The sequence below is a fragment of the Vibrio splendidus 12E03 genome, assembly GCF_000272105.2.
GTDB lineage: Bacteria > Pseudomonadota > Gammaproteobacteria > Enterobacterales > Vibrionaceae > Vibrio > Vibrio splendidus_I.
The window spans coordinates 84,470-99,608 of record NZ_AJZD02000183.1; the positions used below are offsets into that span (position 1 = coordinate 84,470).

Consider the following 15,139-nt stretch of genomic DNA (forward strand, 5'->3'; position numbering starts at 1 on the left):
TTGCTGACAAACAGCCATCGATAGGGAGCGCGATGGCTGTTCATGATGCGCTGAGAAACTCTCAGTTCGCAGAAACGCGGGGGGTATTAGAGGAGAAAAGAACGGATTACTACCAAGTAGCGTTATCAGCGGTGTGACTACTTCGAAGTTCTGGGTACTTACGTTGATAGCGCGGCAACATCGACTCATTACCTAAGATGCCGCCTTGATGGATATAGATAATGGTTTTGGTTGGGTTGTTATCTTGCCATCGTTCTAAACATTGCCACATCAATGGGTCGTAGAGCAGGTCGAATTCAATATCCGTTTGTTCTTGTAGATCCAACCAGGTTTGATAGTCCTGTTGATACAGCTTACCAAAGTGATGTTTGGTTTCGAGTGGCAGTATTTGTGGATGATCGGATTCGCCAAGCTCATTAAATTGTTGTGTTAGGTAGCTATTACCGCCAACACACGCACAGGTTAACACCGGGATGTTGTGCACTTTTAAATGCTTATGTAGATACAGAGCCGTACTGCCGGTGCCTGCTGGTAGTGCCACCACGAAATCGTGTTTGTTTTCGAAACGCGTCCAGCTAAGTATTTCCATCGCCAGTTGCTTCACGCCGTATTCAGAAAGCTGAGAGCGTCCACCTTCAGGCAATACAATACACTGAGAATCTGGCTGTCTTATTTGCTCAATATACTCCTGTGGATGAAGCTCAGAGCCTGTCTCTTTGACTGAAATTACCTTCGCACCAAGGTCTACTGCACCACGGTAATTACCTATTGGGCGTTCTAGTAGCCACTGGGGAAGGTGGTCGACGTAGAACTCAAGCGTCCAACCTTTGATCTTTGCCAGTGCCGCGAGTGAGAACAGAGAGTTAGCCTGCGCAGAACCATAGCTGATCAATGTTGTAGTTTCTGGGTGATCGTCTTCCAGCAGCTTCATGAATTTGCGGGCTTTATTGCCGCAAAAGTGGGAGTGCAGCTGATCGTCACGCTTTAAGAAAAAGGTGTGATCGTTAAATTGATGTTGAGTTACAGGGCTATTATTTAGTTTCATCGCACTTAGACAAAATGCTGACTCAAGAGCCAGCATTTATAGTTCAAATAGGATAACGAGTATCTAGTAGCTAGGGACCGCTGTAAACCAACTAAATCAAGTTTTCGTTCGATATTGAGCTTCGAACTATGAACTCATTTACTCTGGGGTGGATGCGGATAGATCGGTTTGAAAGGTGATCTTAGCGGTACATCCACCACAGCTGCGATTGACCAATTCAAAGCCCCATTGGAAGCGTTGACACAAGTCCTCGACAATCAATAAACCTAACCCATGCCCATTTGGATTGTACTGTTCTTGGAGGCCTTCTCCTTGATCTTCAATCACAACACTCTCTTGGGACAGAGTGACCGTTACGGTGCCACTATTGGTCGCTGCAATGGCATTTCTCAACAAGTTTCCGACTAACATATTCATTATCGCGCTGGTGGCTTGAATGGTGGGTTCGGATTGAACATGCATGGAAATTTCGACGTCTTTCTCATCTGCCTGTGCTGAGTTTTTTGAGACGATAGTCTCTAACTCTTGTTGGCTAAACAGTCGCAGTGGCGCATCGTCACTGTTTCTTTCGTAACGCACGAGGCCGAGTAGGGCATCGACCATTTCTGACATCTGGATAATGGCTTCATCAATGCGCTCAACCTGACGAGATTGAAATTCCGTTGTTTCGCTTCTTAATAGCAATTTATTCGCACCACGAGCGACCGTTAGTGGGGTTCTCAACTCATGACTTGAATAACGAGCAAAGGCTTGTTCTCGTTTGAGTAATGAATTGATTTCTCTTCGGTACTGATTGAGTTGATCGGTGAGCTGACGAAACTCAACCGCGGCGTCGTCATTGACACTAAATTCTTCATTGAGGTTAAGCTTATTGGATTCCAGTTGTTCGGAAATAGAGTTAAAGGGTTCAATTAACCGTTTAGATAACCGATAGAGCAGAGCACCAAAGCTAAAAATTAGAATAGAGAGTAACGTTAGTACAAAGGTGGTCGCATAAACCAGTTCGTAAATATCAAACTCGACGCGGTCGATCTCGGAAAGCAGAACGATTGGGTGGGTTTGACCTTTATCTGAATACTCACCAACATACACCATGCGAGAGTTAGGCTCTTCACCCACCTCGCCAACAAAGCTTTCTTTGTCTTTAATGTACTTGAGGTATTCTGCAGGTATCAATGAAGGGTCGTTGTAAGCAATCGTCAGGTCATCAATTCTTAACTCACCGCTTTCGCCTGCTTGGAATAAACCAACCGCATAGTTACGGTCGATCAGGATGCGTCTTTCACCGACGCGATCTTCTGACATGTAGAGTGCAGCAACAAAAACTAAATAGACAAAGGCCGATACAATCACGGCCATTGCCCCAAAGAAAACCGCTAGGCGGCCAGTTAGAGTTTTAGTGCTAGTGAGAACGTTCAAAATCAATTTGAAGACTCCAAACGGAATCCTACTTTAGGGACAGTAATCAACATTTGGGTGTCAAAAGGCTTGTCGAGTTGATTACGCAGCTGATAGATATGGCTACGTAACACATCGTTGTTGGGTTCGTCTTCCTGCCAAAGCTTGTAGGAAATATCTTCACGAGTCACTACTTCAGGTGCTTTTTGGCACAGCATCTCAAGGATGGTGTAAGTGGTTGGGTTAAGTGCGAGCAGTTTGTCTTTACGGTAGGCTTTACGGGTTTTTTGATCAATGGTGAGTTCATCAAACTGAAGCTTAGAAGAAGCCACTTTTCCTCGGTAACGACGAACAAGCGCTTTCATTCGGGCTTCCAAAATATCCAAATCAAAAGGTTTGGTTAGATAGTCATCGGCACCATGCTCAAACCCTTTCAACATGTCATCTCGGCTATCTAACGCGGTAAGCATTAGAATAGGCGTTGCGTTGCCTTGGTCTCGCAGTTTATTACAAACTGTGAGGCCGTCCATTCTTGGCAACATCAGATCCAATATGATGATATCAAATGAGTTTTCCAACGCGAGTTGCAGGCCGAGTTCGCCGTTGTCCGCATAATCGAGTTCCATGCCAATACACTCAAAATAATCAAACAAGACACCTGCGATTTCACGGTTATCTTCGACTAACAGAACTCGTTTCATTTTGATTCTCATACAGAAATAGACGGTAACATTATCCTGAGTGAGCGTGAAAAATATGTCAATAACATAACTTTCACTTATGGGAGGGTAGATTGGATTCAGATTAAAAAAATAGAAGAACGTATTATGTCTGAACTTCATATAAGCCGCCCTAAAGTCTCCACATCGCAGATCAACCCTGCGGTTTCTCTGTCTATCATTGTGCCTTTTTATGATGAACAAGAGGTATTGGAAGAGTTCCACTCTCGCCTTACCAAGGTGCTTGATAGCTTACCCATCAAGAGTGAAATCGTTTATGTCGACGACGGTAGCAAAGACAGCAGCTTGGAGTTGGTGAGCTCATTCACTTCAATCAATAGCTCAATTTCTGTTATCGGTTTAAGCCGTAATTTCGGCAAAGAATCAGCGATGAGCGCAGGCCTTGAGCACTGTCGGGGACAAGCGGTGATTTTGCTAGACGCTGACTTACAAGATCCACCTGAGCTTATCCCGCAAATGATTGCTAAGTGGCGCGAAGGTTATGACGTCGTCAATATGCAGCGTAGCCAGCGCGACGGTGAAACGTGGTTTAAGAAGTTTTCAGCGGCGAGCTTTTATAAAGTCATGAACGTGGCTGCGAAAATCGATGTTCCAGAAAATGTAGGTGATTTCCGATTGTTAAGCCGAGAGGTTGTCGACCATATCAACCAACTGCCTGAACGTAATCGCTACATGAAAGGCATTTTCTCATGGCCGGGTTTCAGACAAGCGACGATCCAATTTAAACGTGATGCTCGCTTCTGTGGCGAGACCAAGTGGAACTACCTCAAGTTAATCGGTTTGGCGATGGATGGCATCACCTCATTCTCTATCCGCCCGCTGCGTATTGCGACGGCCGTTGGTGGTTTAGTCGCGCTTACTGCTTTTGTGTATGGCGTCTTCATCGTGTTTAAAACCTTGATGTTTGGTGAGCCGATCACGGGTTACCCATCAATGATGGTCGTTCAACTTGCCCTTGGCGGCATTCAACTTTTGAGTATTGGTTTAATGGGGGAATACATAGGTCGTATTTTCATTGAAACCAAGAACCGTCCTTTGTATTTGATCCAATCCGTGGTTGATACCCCTGCATTAAAAACACACTTTAAATTAGAGGAGTCAGCATGAGCCTGAACCGAACGCACCTATGGTATTTGTTGGCTTTTGCATTGGTTCTAAGGCTTCTATCTCTGGCGACTTATCCGTTAATGGATACTACGGAAGCACGCTACGGTGAAATGGCTCGCTTGATGGTAGAAACCGGCAATTGGTTAACCCCTCAATTTGATTACGGCATCCCTTTTTGGGGTAAACCACCGTTGTTCACATGGATGAGCGCAGCGGGGATTGAGCTGTTTGGTTTGAGTGAGTTTGCTGTGCGTGCGCCACACTGGCTAGCCGGTTTCGCGACGATTCTGTTGGTTGCGTACATGGCCAAGCGTACCGGACAAAGTGCCTTGGTGGCGGCTGTGGTATTGGCGACATGTGGGATTTTCTCTATTGCGGCGGGTGCTGTGATGACCGACATGGCGTTAACGTTAGCGATGACCATTGCCATGTTAGGTTTCTATCTATGTTGGTTAGGAGGAGAGGGTTCGAAGGGAGAAGTTAATGCGAAGACTAATCGATCTTGGGGCTATGTTGGTTTCATTGGTTTAGCACTAGGCTTGCTGGCAAAAGGGCCAGTAGCGATTGTCATCATGGGTATCGCAGTTTTCCCTTGGTTGGTATTACAACACGGCTTCTTTGGTGCTTTCAAAGCGCTTTGGCAACGTTTCCCATTTTTGTCTGGTTTAGGTGTGATGTTAGCGATTGCTCTACCTTGGTACATCATGGCTGAAATGGCAACGCCGGGCTTCATCGACTACTTTATTGTTGGCGAACACTTTAAGCGTTTTGTTGTGAGTGGCTGGGAAGGTGATCTGTACGGTTCTGCTCACGACCAAGCACGAGGTATGATCTGGGTGTTCTGGATTCAAGCCGCTGCGCCTTGGTCAATTGTTTTGCCTATATTAGCGTTTGTCCGCCGTAAGAAAATTGCAGAAATTAATACTGAGAATAGTGGGCTGTTTTCATTTCTTGTCTGTTGGTTGATTTCACCTCTGATTCTTTTCACTATGGCGGGCAATATTCTCCCAGCTTACGTCCTACCAGGTATTCCGGCTCTTGGCTTGTTGATTGCTATACTCGTAGTGGAAAAAGATAAGAAGTGGTTCTCGAGCGTGGCTTTGGTTCTGCCTGTGTTGCTAATGATTGCGATGGTCTACCTGAATCTCGGCAAGGCGAACGAGAAAAGTGACCGTATTATTTTCGAACAGATTACGGATTCTTCGCCAAGCTTTTACGTGGGTAAACGACCATTCTCTGGGCAATTTTACAGTCATGGTCAAGCGAAAAGACTTCTCGATATCGAGCAGATAGAGGGCATTGATAAGTTCTATCTGATTGGTAAAAGATCTGAAGTGGAAACCAAGATTAAAGACAACGCGTTAACTTGTATTTTGGAACCAACGGTGAAAATAAAGCGTGCTTTGTTCAGCTGTCATAGCCAAAACATCAAACCAAATTTGTCGTTGAGCCACATTCGAAGTGAAAGTGATGTTCAGCATTAACTTAGGGCTGCAAATGTTCAATAATAAGCTTCAGGCACACAGTCAAAAGCTCCAATCCCATCACAGGGTGGTTCGATTTGCTGTGGTTGGTGCTGGTGGATTTGTTGTTGATTGTGCGGTATTTGGCTTTCTGCATTACATTGCTGGTTTGCCTTTAATGACGGCGAGAATAGGTTCGTTCATTGCTGCTGCAACGACAACGTGGTTTGGTAATCGCGTGCTGACTTTTGGATTCAAAGGTCAGGGGAGTTGGTCCGAAAAGTTGATCCAGTGGCAGAAATTCATGTTTTCCGCATCGATATCGGCGATTCCTAATTTGTTGTGCTTTAAGCTGATGACGGAATTGCTGCCTGCATTTACTGGGGCTGTGTTTATCGCAATGGCCGTTGGTATTTTGGTGGGAATGGTCACTAACTATTTGTTTAGTCAGTATTGGGTCTTCACCCGTTAAGCTCCCTAGTAGCAGACACAAAAAAGCGCAGCTAAATAGCTGCGCTTTGTATTTTTATGATAACCAAGTAAATGGGGTCGCTATATTAACGCTGTGTTGCGCGCTGGCGATTCTTTCCGTTACCTGCAGGTTTACCACCTTGACCATTACCGGCTTTGTTGCGGTTTCCGCCACCATTGCCTTGTGATTGACCACCAGGGCCTTTTTTAATGAAGCCAGTTGCTGGTTTACGAGCGTTGCCATTACCGCCACCGTTTTGCTTTCCGCTACCTTGGTTAGCATTGCCTTGGCTACCGTTGCCGTTACCATTCGGTTTTTTACCACCAGGCTTATTGCTACCGGATTTGGAATGGTTACGTGGTTTCTCGCCGCCTAAACCCGGTTGAGATTTGCTGTGCTTCGTTGCAAAACGCTGTGAACCGTGACGACCAGACTTACGACGTTGTGCCGGCGTTTGCGCATCAAAATCTTCTGCTGGTACTAGGCAGTTTGCTTTGTCACCAATTAGGTGCTGTTTACCCATGCTGATTAGTGCTTCACGGATGATTTTCCAGTTTTCAGGATCGTGGTAACGAAGCAGTGCTTTATGCAGACGACGTTGACGATCACCTTTCGGTACAGGAACATCTTCACGCTTCTTATATTTCACGCGTTTCAGAGGGTTGGTCTCTGAGTAGTACATCGACGTTGCGTTACACATTGGTGATGGGTAGAAGTTCTGTACTTGGTCACACTCGTAGTTGTGCTTTTTCAGCCACATTGCAAGGTTAAGCATGTCTTCATCTTCTGTGCCCGGGTGAGCAGAGATGAAGTAAGGAATTAGATACTGTTTCTTACCGGCTTCAGCGCTGTACTTCTCGAACATCTCTTTGAAACGATCGTAAGTGCCCATGCCCGGCTTCATCATCAGGTCCAGTGGGCCTTTTTCAGTATGCTCTGGAGCAATCTTCAAGTAACCACCAACGTGGTGAGTCACAAGCTCACGAACGTATTCTGGAGATTCAATCGCTAAGTCGTAACGTACACCAGAAGCGATCATGATCTTCTTAACGCCCGGTACTTTTCTCGCAGAGCGGTACAGGTCAATGGTGTGTTGATGGTCTGTGTTTAGCTTTTCACAGATTTTCGGGAACACACATGATGGACGACGACAGTTAATTTCAGCTTTTGGATCTGAACAACCTAAACGGTACATGTTCGCCGTTGGGCCGCCCAAGTCAGAAATAGTACCTGTGAAGCCTGGTACTTTATCTTTAATGTCTTCGATCTCATCCAAGATAGATTCTTTCGAACGGTTCTGAATGATACGACCTTCATGCTCTGTGATTGAACAGAAAGAACAACCACCAAAACAACCACGCATGATGTTAACCGAGGTTTTGATCATGTCGTATGCTGGGATTTTCGCTTTGCCGTACATCGGGTGCGGAACACGCTTGTAAGCAAGGCCAAACACGTAGTCCATCTCTTCTGTAGTCAATGGAATTGGCGCTTGGTTAACCCAAAGTTCGCGATCGCCGTGACGTTGGATCAGAGCTCGACCTGAGTACGGGTTTGTCTCAAGGTGCAGAATACGGCTAGCGTGAGCGTAAAGAATACGGTCATTGTTTAGCTTTTCGTAACCTGGGATACGAACCGCTGTAGTTTTTGCATCGTGACGAGAAGGACGAATAGTAATAGGTTGCGCTTTTACTTCTTCTTTTTCGTCTTTCTTGGTATCACACTGGGTTTCAACTTCGTACGGGTTCACCGGAACGTACGCTTTGTTCGGCTTTTCGATACGAGAAGAGTCAATGATCTTGAAGCCTTCAGGGGCCGCAGGAAGATTGATAGCAGTACCGCGAATATTGGTCAGCGTAGACATGTCTTCGCCGTCGGCGATGCGGTGTGCCACTTCAACCAGTGCACGCTCAGCGTTACCAAAAAGAAGAATGTCAGCTTTTGCATCAAATAATACAGAGCGACGAACTTTATCTGACCAGTAGTCGTAGTGAGCCACACGACGTAAGCTCGCTTCAATACCACCAAGCACGATTGGCGTGCCTTTGTAAGCTTCACGACAGCGTTGAGAGTAAACCAGAGTTGCACGGTCAGGACGCTTGCCACCTTCATTGTTCGGTGTGTAAGCATCATCGTGACGTAATTTGCGATCAGAGGTGTAGCGGTTGATCATGGAGTCCATGTTACCCGCTGTGATGCCGAAGAATAAGTTAGGTTTACCTAGCTTCATGAAGGCATCTTTATTGTCCCACTTTGGTTGAGCAATAATGCCCACGCGGAAACCTTGAGCTTCAAGCAGACGGCCGATGATAGCCATACCAAAGCTCGGGTGATCGACATACGCGTCACCAGTTACAATAATAATGTCACAGCTATCCCATCCAAGAGCATCCATCTCCTTTCTACTGGTAGGCAAAAAGGGTGCAGTTCCGTAGCACTCGGCCCAGTATTTTTTGTGTTCGTGAATAGGAGTGATATCGCTGTACATATTTCAACCTCTGATTTTTGAGGCGGGAATTATAGCGGCATGAGCCTAGACTAGCCAGTAGAACATGCCCCTGTTAGTTCTGGTGTCTTTCGTCTTTTTACGGTAAATGGCGACAAAAGAGCCATACAACAGCATAGTTGAAGCCTTGAATAACGTCGCTAATTTGTGATTTTGATTAGTGTTCGCAGCAGTTTTTGATATTATTCGCGAAAATAAGTCTGAAGAAGTAGATCCACAATGGTCGAAACGTTATTAGTACAATTTGCTCCGATGCTTTTAGGAGCCCAACTGATCTTAACCCTCATCTTGGTGAAAGGGGATATTTGTCCGGGGCAGCGTGGTCGTATCCACAAGATGTTACCTGCGATTGGCGTGCTGTGGCTTGCCGTCGCTTCAGTAAAAATTGAAGCCTTTCTGGTCGTGTTTGCGATCTTTTACTTCTATTCTCAAGTCCAAACCAAGAAGACACGCGATTCTGGCCCTATTTGGGTGATGTACTTAGCTTGTGGTTTGGCATTGTCTTACGTGGCTATTCAAGCGACGGAACAAGCAACTACTGTTGGCATTATCACTACTGTATTGCTAGTGGCACTGTTAGGCTCAGCGTTTGGCCATTTATTGCTGACGATTGCAAGAACACGCTTACAGGCATTTCACCGAGTTCTGCCCGTTGTTGGTGTGCTGACGGGTATGTTAGTGGTTTTGGCGACAGTCGTGAGTGTTTATTCTCTTTCTGAAGCTCAATTAGAGCCTGTGATTTCAACGCTACTGTTCAGCTTTGCTTTGTTAATCTCCGCTATCGTGGTTTGGTGTTGGCATTTATTGTTCGTTAAAACCCCGGAAAAACTGCAACTGACAATTTCGTTACTGATGTTATTGGCGGCAGCTGTGGGTTTAACGCCAGTGTGGGCACTTTAATCGCGCACTTTCATTAATTACGTACGCTCATTAATCACGTATTCTCTTTAAGAAGTGTGATCAGTTTTTTAGCATGGCGTTGGTAAGCGTTCTAAACTTAATTCTAGTCGGTGTGTTCGTAAGGAGTACGAGATGGATTTAAGCAACGTCAAAGGTTTCGATAGCATTATCTTGCTGGGAATCGTGAATGAAAAACTTCGCCTAGAGTGCGATAGCTTTGAAGAGCTGATCAGTATGTATGAAATGGATATAGAAAGTGTCGTGGGTAAGCTGGATATGCTTGGCTATCAATACGACCCATTGACTAACCAGTTTAAGTCTTATCCAAGATAGTCTATTTTCGCGAATTAACAGATATCGAAAATCATCGGTACTGAAACTAAAAAGTCACAGATTATCTGTGACTTTTTTTGTTTCTGGCGTTTGCCTATCCGATTTAATACAGGCTTAAGCTAGTCCAATAATGAACCTCTTAAACGACCTCTATACCATCTAAGTGACTCTTACTCTGCTGTCTTGCTGTGCTAAAGAAAGCCTGTAGGTAACGTTTGTCTTTTTCTGAGTTTCTTACTGCGGCAAACAGTCTTCTTGAAAGCCCTTTACCTAACGGCTTGCTGGCTATCAAACCTTGTCTTGAGAACTCACTGATCGCCCAGTTTGGCAATGCCGCCACACCTAAACCCGCTGATACCATTTGCACCAACATCAAGGTGTTGTCTGCTTGTTTCCATTTCTTTGGTTCCACACCTGCTGGTTGCAAAAAGTGTTTCACGACGTCTAAACGCTGTTTTTGAACTGGATATGAGAGCATGGTGAGATCGCTAAGATCTTGCGGATCAATGCTCGCTTTATCGGCCAAAGGCGAGTTGATCGCGGTGATAAGGCGCATCTCAAAATCGAACAGCGGTTCGTAGTGAACTTCAGAACGAGGCTGTATATCTGAGGTGATCACCAAGTCCAATTCACCAGCCATTAATGCCGGTAGCGGTTCAAAACCAAAACCTGACGAGAAATCTAGGGTCACGCTTGGCCATGCAACTTGATATTCCTTCAAAGCGGGCATTAGCCATTGGAAGCATGAGTGACACTCAATCGCCATGTGCAATCGACCATTCACATCCTCTTTCAGGCTCGCCAACTCATTCTCTGCTTTAGCGATTCTTGGCTGTATCTCATCTGCGAGCTTAAGCAAGATCTCACCCTCAGAGGTGAATTTCACTGGCCTAGTTTTACGCAGGAAAAGCTGACCACCAATACGTGCCTCTAGGTCTTTCAATTGGTGTGAAAGTGCCGACTGAGTCAGGTGAAGAGAGGTTGCAGTCGCTGTCAGTGAGCCGTTGTCTCTTAAGGTAGTCAATGTTCGAAGGTGTTTAAGCTCTATCATGAGTATTCCTCATATTCCCTAAGCCAATTCAATATTTCTTAATAATCACCCTACGGGGTTTTTTATCATTTGTAAACGTCTAGATGTCCAGATGGATTTGGTTTGTTCATCTTCGGTCTGTTCAATATGAATATTTGTAATAAACAAGATGAATATTTGGACGTTGTTCATCGTTCAGATTAGGTGGATAGTTTAGCCATCCAGACGCCTTTTTGTAAAAGTAAAAACCATGACAGGCAGTCTGACCGGAAATTAAAATTATCGAATAAGGAACAGACTCATGACGACAACAACGCATATTCTTGGCTACCCACGTATCGGCGAAAAACGCGAACTTAAATTCACACTAGAGAAGTACTGGCGCGGCGAGATTGGTCAATCTGAGCTCAAGCAGCTCGGCAGCGAATTGAGAAATCGTAACTGGAATGTACAAGCCGACGCGAATCTAAGCTTTGCAACTGCGGGTGACTTCGCATGGTACGACCATGTTCTAACAACGACGTTACTTCTAGGCCATGTACCTAAGCGTCACGCTGGTGGATCAGAAGATGAAAAAGCCTTCCCAGATTTAGATACCTTGTTCCGCGTTGGTCGCGGGCAATCTCAAAAGCAGCCAACCTGTTGTGGCGGGAAACATGGTCCAGAAAGTGCCAAAGATGGTACCGCAGCATCTGACATGACCAAGTGGTTCAATACAAACTATCACTACATTGTTCCTGAGTTCAGTAAAGATGATTCGTTTGAAGTGAGCTGGCCGCAACTGTTTGACGAAGTGAGTGAAGCGATTAAAGCGGGGCATAAAGTGAAGCCAGTTCTTCTCGGCCCGCTGTCTTACTTATATCTCGGCAAAGAAGTGGAAGAGGGCTTTGACCGTTTAACCTTGCTCCCACGTTTGCTTACCGCTTACCAAGCAATTCTGGCAAAACTGGCCAAGTTGGGTGTTGAGTGGGTTCAAATCGATGAACCTATCCTTTCTCTGGAACTTGAAACTAAGTGGGCAGATTCATTCAAATTGGCTTATCAGGTGATTCAAGGTGATGTGAAGCTACTCCTTACCACGTACTTTGATTCTGTGACTGATACGTTAGACAAAATTGTAGAACTGCCCGTCAACGGCTTACACATCGACTTAGCTGCTGCGCCGCAGCAACTCGATGAAGTGGTGAATAAGCTACCTGAAGATTGGGTGCTTTCTGCGGGTGCAATCAATGGACGCAATGTTTGGCGAGCCGACTTAGCCGCGCAGCTTGAGTTGCTGCAACCTGTGAAAGACAAGCTAGGCGATAAACTATGGGTCGCAAGTTCATGTTCACTGCTGCATAGCCCGGTTGACCTTGAGTTAGAAGAGACGCTTAGTGAAGAAGTGAAGAGTTGGTTTGCCTTTGCAAAACAGAAAGTGACAGAGGTGAGCTTATTGGGTGCGGCGTTAGACGGCGACCAAAATGCCATTTTAGCGTGTGAGACTTACAGCCAACCGATTGTTGCACGCAAGAGCGCGACTCATGTGAACAAGCCGCAAGTTCAAGCTCGTCTTAGCACGATTACTAAAGCGCTAGCAGAGCGCACTGCTCCATACGCAGAACGTGCCGCGCACCAGTCTGAGGTGTTGGGTTTACCGTTACTGCCAACTACAACCATTGGTTCGTTCCCACAGACAGGCGAGATCCGTGTTCAACGTAGCGCTTACCGCACTGGCAAACTCAGTGAAGCGGAATATAACACTGCATTGAAAGGCCATATTGCGGATGCCGTTAAACGTCAAGAAGCACTGGATTTGGATGTGCTTGTTCATGGCGAAGCTGAACGTAACGACATGGTGGAGTACTTCGCAGAAAACCTAGCAGGCTTTCAAACCACTAAGTTTGGTTGGGTACAAAGCTATGGCTCACGCTGCGTGAAGCCGGCGATTGTGGTCGCGGATATTGAACGAGAAAAACCAATGACGGTGGAATGGTCGACCTATGCCCAATCTCTGACCTCGAAGCAGATGAAAGGGATGCTGACAGGCCCAGTCACTATCTTATGTTGGACATTCCCACGTGAAGACATCTCACGTAAAGAGATCACTAATCAACTGGCGTTTGCTCTGCGAGATGAAGTGTCTGATTTGCAAGACGCGGGCATCAACATTATCCAAATCGATGAACCAGCGATTCGTGAAGGTTTGCCACTGAAAAAGCGCGACCACGCAGAATACCTAGAGTGGGCGGTTGATGCCTTTAAGATCTCAGCGGCGAGTGCGAAACCTGAAACTCAAATCCATACCCATATGTGTTACAGCGAGTTCAACGAGATCATTGATTCAGTAGCCGCGCTAGATGCCGATGTGATTACTATTGAGACTTCTCGCTCGAACATGGAACTGCTGAAAGCATTTGAAGAGTTCAACTACCCGAATGCGATTGGACCTGGTGTTTACGATATTCACTCACCAAACATTCCTTCAGAAGAGTGGATTGTTGATTTACTTAAGAAAGCGGCAGAGAAAATTCCAGCAGAACGTTTGTGGGCAAACCCTGATTGCGGGCTGAAGACGCGTAATTGGGCAGAGACGGAAGCGGCGCTGACTAATTTAGTTTCGGCGACTAAGGCACTGCGCAAAGAGTGGGAATCAACCGAGGCATAATTCAGTCTAGGATTTAGATTGCTTCATAAAACAAAGGCCTCGCAAATGCGAGGCCTTCTGGTTTTATACTTGCTCGGTCGAATCTAGCTGCTGCTCTGACACGTCTCTTTGCTGATCAACTTCTCAACCATCAGTTGTCCGCGAGTGTTGCGAATCTTGATGTTGTAAGCCAAGCCCATATCGAGGTTTGCTCTCACTTCAGAGTTGGTGCAGTAGCTATTCACACTCATGTCTACAACTTGGTTTAAAGGCTTAGCACCTTTTGCATCTTGGTTGTAGATCATCATGATTTCGATAACCGTGTTTTTTGCTAGCACGCGCATGACCGACAGTGGGCCATACTCAATCGGCAGGCCTGCAGATAAAACGCCAGCTCGGTGCTGCGCCATCATCTCTAGCTGTCTTTGTTCGTCTTGCTCACTTGAAGCACAGCCTGCAAGCAGAGCTAAAGCCAGTGAGCCAATAATCCATTTTTTCACGTTAAAATACTTTTTTGAATGGTTTTACAATCACATTTTGGTAAACGCCAGCATCAATGTACGGGTCAGCGTCTGCCCATGCTTGTGCATCTTCCAAAGAGTTAAATTCAGCAATCACAGTTGAACCTGTAAAGCCCGCTTCGCCAGGGTTATCTGAGTCAATAGCTGGCATTGGACCCGCTGTTAACAGTCGGCCTTCATCGTGAAGTGTTTGTAGGCGTTCTAGATGTTGTGGGCGAACACTTAGGCGTTTTTCTAATGAATTTTCGACGTCTTGAGAAAAAATCACGTACCACATATTGAGATATCCTTATTTTACTTCACTAAATTTGGGGCGTTTAAATTCGCTATCTTGCTAATTTACGCGAACTAATTGGTATTGGAAGGGCTAATGATAAGAAATTGTGAATTGGTGCGAGAGAGTTGTATGGTCTTTAGCAATTTCATTTATAAAAACTAAAGACCATCGATGCCACACGCTTAATATATGGTGTTATTTGTTGATTGGGCGAGGCTTCCCACTTTCATCAACCGCAACGTAGTTGAATGTCGCGCCACATACCTTGTAGCGGTCACCAATACCGTGGTCAAGTACAGGCTTAACCCATACCTCTAGGTCGATATTCATCGAGCTGCGACCAATCTTAGTGCAGTCACCATAAACGCACACAACATCACCCACAGAAACCGGCTGTTTGAACTCGATACTCGATACTGAAACCGTGACTATCTTGCCGTTAGAGATCTCTTTTGCCAGTATGCCGCCAGCAAGGTCAAGCTGAGACATTATCCAACCACCGAAAATCTGGCCCGCTGCATTTGTATCAGAAGGCATCGCTAATGTGCGAAGAAGTAAAGAACCAATCGGGTTCAAAGTTGATTGAATAGTCATTGTCGTACTCTTAATGGTATTGATTGTTTTATATAAAAATAGATGTGTTTACGAGACTCGCGGTGGTCGAATTTTTAACGTCTTCACCGAACACAAATAATCAGTGGCCAATGATCGCGAGTATCAT

14 protein-coding genes are annotated in these 15,139 nt (G+C 45.6%); 6 read left to right on the forward strand and 8 right to left on the reverse strand.

Features of this window, described 5'->3' with window-relative positions:
* Positions 1 to 109 precede the first annotated feature (109 nt).
* The 3 genes from A142_RS12945 to A142_RS12955 all read right to left on the reverse strand — a co-directional run bounded on the left by A142_RS12945 (position 110) and on the right by A142_RS12955 (position 3,144).
* Entirely contained in the window at positions 110 to 1,045 is a 936-nt protein-coding gene (locus A142_RS12945) for a pyridoxal-phosphate dependent enzyme (RefSeq protein ID WP_029405343.1), read from the reverse strand.
* A gap of 138 nt (positions 1,046 to 1,183) precedes the next feature.
* Complete coding sequence (locus tag A142_RS12950) at positions 1,184 to 2,470, reverse strand: sensor histidine kinase (RefSeq protein WP_019821094.1); 1,287 nt, start codon at positions 2,468 to 2,470, stop codon at positions 1,184 to 1,186.
* Positions 2,467 to 3,144 (reverse strand): response regulator transcription factor, encoded by a 678-nt coding sequence (locus tag A142_RS12955; RefSeq protein WP_029405344.1) that lies wholly within the window; start codon positions 3,142 to 3,144, stop codon positions 2,467 to 2,469. The genes A142_RS12950 and A142_RS12955 overlap by 4 nt, the downstream gene beginning before the upstream one ends.
* 126 nt (positions 3,145 to 3,270) lie before the next feature.
* On the opposite strand from A142_RS12955, the gene A142_RS12960 reads away from it, so the two are divergent.
* Genes A142_RS12960 through A142_RS12970 form a run of 3 tightly spaced genes read left to right on the forward strand, consistent with a single transcriptional unit; the run spans position 3,271 to position 6,225 of the window.
* Positions 3,271 to 4,290, forward strand: coding sequence for a glycosyltransferase family 2 protein (locus A142_RS12960; protein ID WP_019821096.1), 1,020 nt, complete (start codon positions 3,271 to 3,273; stop codon positions 4,288 to 4,290).
* Positions 4,287 to 5,774, forward strand: coding sequence for an ArnT family glycosyltransferase (locus A142_RS12965; protein WP_019821098.1), 1,488 nt, complete (start codon positions 4,287 to 4,289; stop codon positions 5,772 to 5,774). The genes A142_RS12960 and A142_RS12965 overlap by 4 nt, the downstream gene beginning before the upstream one ends.
* Positions 5,761 to 6,225: a GtrA family protein gene (locus A142_RS12970; RefSeq protein WP_019821100.1), complete on the forward strand. Its 465-nt coding sequence runs from the start codon at positions 5,761 to 5,763 to the stop codon at positions 6,223 to 6,225. Before A142_RS12965 ends, A142_RS12970 begins: the two co-directional genes overlap by 14 nt.
* Positions 6,226 to 6,310: 85 nt before the next feature.
* Here the strand turns inward: A142_RS12970 and A142_RS12975 are convergent, their stop codons facing one another.
* Positions 6,311 to 8,713, reverse strand: a complete 2,403-nt coding sequence (locus A142_RS12975; protein ID WP_019821101.1) for a YgiQ family radical SAM protein — start codon at positions 8,711 to 8,713, stop codon at positions 6,311 to 6,313.
* A 237-nt stretch (positions 8,714 to 8,950) separates the two neighbouring features.
* On the opposite strand from A142_RS12975, the gene A142_RS12980 reads away from it, so the two are divergent.
* Positions 8,951 to 9,631 carry a hypothetical protein gene (locus A142_RS12980; protein WP_017069996.1) on the forward strand — a complete coding sequence of 227 codons (681 nt, stop codon included), beginning with the start codon at positions 8,951 to 8,953 and terminating at the stop codon, positions 9,629 to 9,631.
* Positions 9,632 to 9,763: 132 nt separating this feature from the next.
* Positions 9,764 to 9,964 (forward strand): DUF4250 domain-containing protein, encoded by a 201-nt coding sequence (locus tag A142_RS12985; RefSeq protein WP_004736508.1) that lies wholly within the window; start codon positions 9,764 to 9,766, stop codon positions 9,962 to 9,964.
* Between the two features lie 139 nt (positions 9,965 to 10,103).
* Here A142_RS12985 and A142_RS12990 read toward each other — a convergent pair whose 3' ends face one another.
* Positions 10,104 to 11,015, reverse strand: coding sequence for a LysR substrate-binding domain-containing protein (locus A142_RS12990; protein ID WP_019821102.1), 912 nt, complete (start codon positions 11,013 to 11,015; stop codon positions 10,104 to 10,106).
* A gap of 280 nt (positions 11,016 to 11,295) precedes the next feature.
* On the opposite strand from A142_RS12990, the gene metE reads away from it, so the two are divergent.
* Complete coding sequence (gene metE, locus A142_RS12995; RefSeq protein ID WP_019821103.1) at positions 11,296 to 13,641, forward strand: 5-methyltetrahydropteroyltriglutamate--homocysteine S-methyltransferase; 2,346 nt, start codon at positions 11,296 to 11,298, stop codon at positions 13,639 to 13,641.
* Between the two features lie 83 nt (positions 13,642 to 13,724).
* On the opposite strand, the gene A142_RS13000 is transcribed toward metE, so the two are convergent.
* The 3 genes from A142_RS13000 to yciA form a co-directional block, all read right to left on the reverse strand.
* Positions 13,725 to 14,120 carry a GspS/AspS pilotin family protein gene (locus A142_RS13000; protein ID WP_017062026.1) on the reverse strand — a complete coding sequence of 132 codons (396 nt, stop codon included), beginning with the start codon at positions 14,118 to 14,120 and terminating at the stop codon, positions 13,725 to 13,727.
* A gap of 1 nt (position 14,121) precedes the next feature.
* Positions 14,122 to 14,418 (reverse strand): YciI family protein, encoded by a 297-nt coding sequence (locus A142_RS13005; protein WP_004741234.1) that lies wholly within the window; start codon positions 14,416 to 14,418, stop codon positions 14,122 to 14,124.
* A gap of 195 nt (positions 14,419 to 14,613) precedes the next feature.
* The gene (gene yciA, locus A142_RS13010) at positions 14,614 to 15,012 is read right to left on the reverse strand and encodes an acyl-CoA thioester hydrolase YciA (protein WP_017061510.1); all 399 of its coding nucleotides are present in this window, start codon (positions 15,010 to 15,012) and stop codon (positions 14,614 to 14,616) included.
* Positions 15,013 to 15,139: the final 127 nt, after the last annotated feature.

Coding starts and splice junctions, on each gene's coding strand:
- A142_RS12945 (WP_029405343.1), bottom strand. CDS start 1,045: ATGAAACTAAATAATAGCCCTGTAACTCAACATCAATTTAACGATCAC.
- A142_RS12955 (WP_029405344.1), bottom strand. CDS start 3,144: ATGAAACGAGTTCTGTTAGTCGAAGATAACCGTGAAATCGCAGGTGTC.
- A142_RS12960 (WP_019821096.1), top strand. CDS start 3,271: ATGTCTGAACTTCATATAAGCCGCCCTAAAGTCTCCACATCGCAGATC.
- A142_RS12965 (WP_019821098.1), top strand. CDS start 4,287: ATGAGCCTGAACCGAACGCACCTATGGTATTTGTTGGCTTTTGCATTG.
- A142_RS12970 (WP_019821100.1), top strand. CDS start 5,761: ATGTTCAGCATTAACTTAGGGCTGCAAATGTTCAATAATAAGCTTCAG.
- A142_RS12975 (WP_019821101.1), bottom strand. CDS start 8,713: ATGTACAGCGATATCACTCCTATTCACGAACACAAAAAATACTGGGCC.
- A142_RS12980 (WP_017069996.1), top strand. CDS start 8,951: ATGGTCGAAACGTTATTAGTACAATTTGCTCCGATGCTTTTAGGAGCC.
- A142_RS12985 (WP_004736508.1), top strand. CDS start 9,764: ATGGATTTAAGCAACGTCAAAGGTTTCGATAGCATTATCTTGCTGGGA.
- A142_RS12990 (WP_019821102.1), bottom strand. CDS start 11,015: ATGATAGAGCTTAAACACCTTCGAACATTGACTACCTTAAGAGACAAC.
- metE (WP_019821103.1), top strand. CDS start 11,296: ATGACGACAACAACGCATATTCTTGGCTACCCACGTATCGGCGAAAAA.
- A142_RS13005 (WP_004741234.1), bottom strand. CDS start 14,418: ATGTGGTACGTGATTTTTTCTCAAGACGTCGAAAATTCATTAGAAAAA.
- yciA (WP_017061510.1), bottom strand. CDS start 15,012: ATGACTATTCAATCAACTTTGAACCCGATTGGTTCTTTACTTCTTCGC.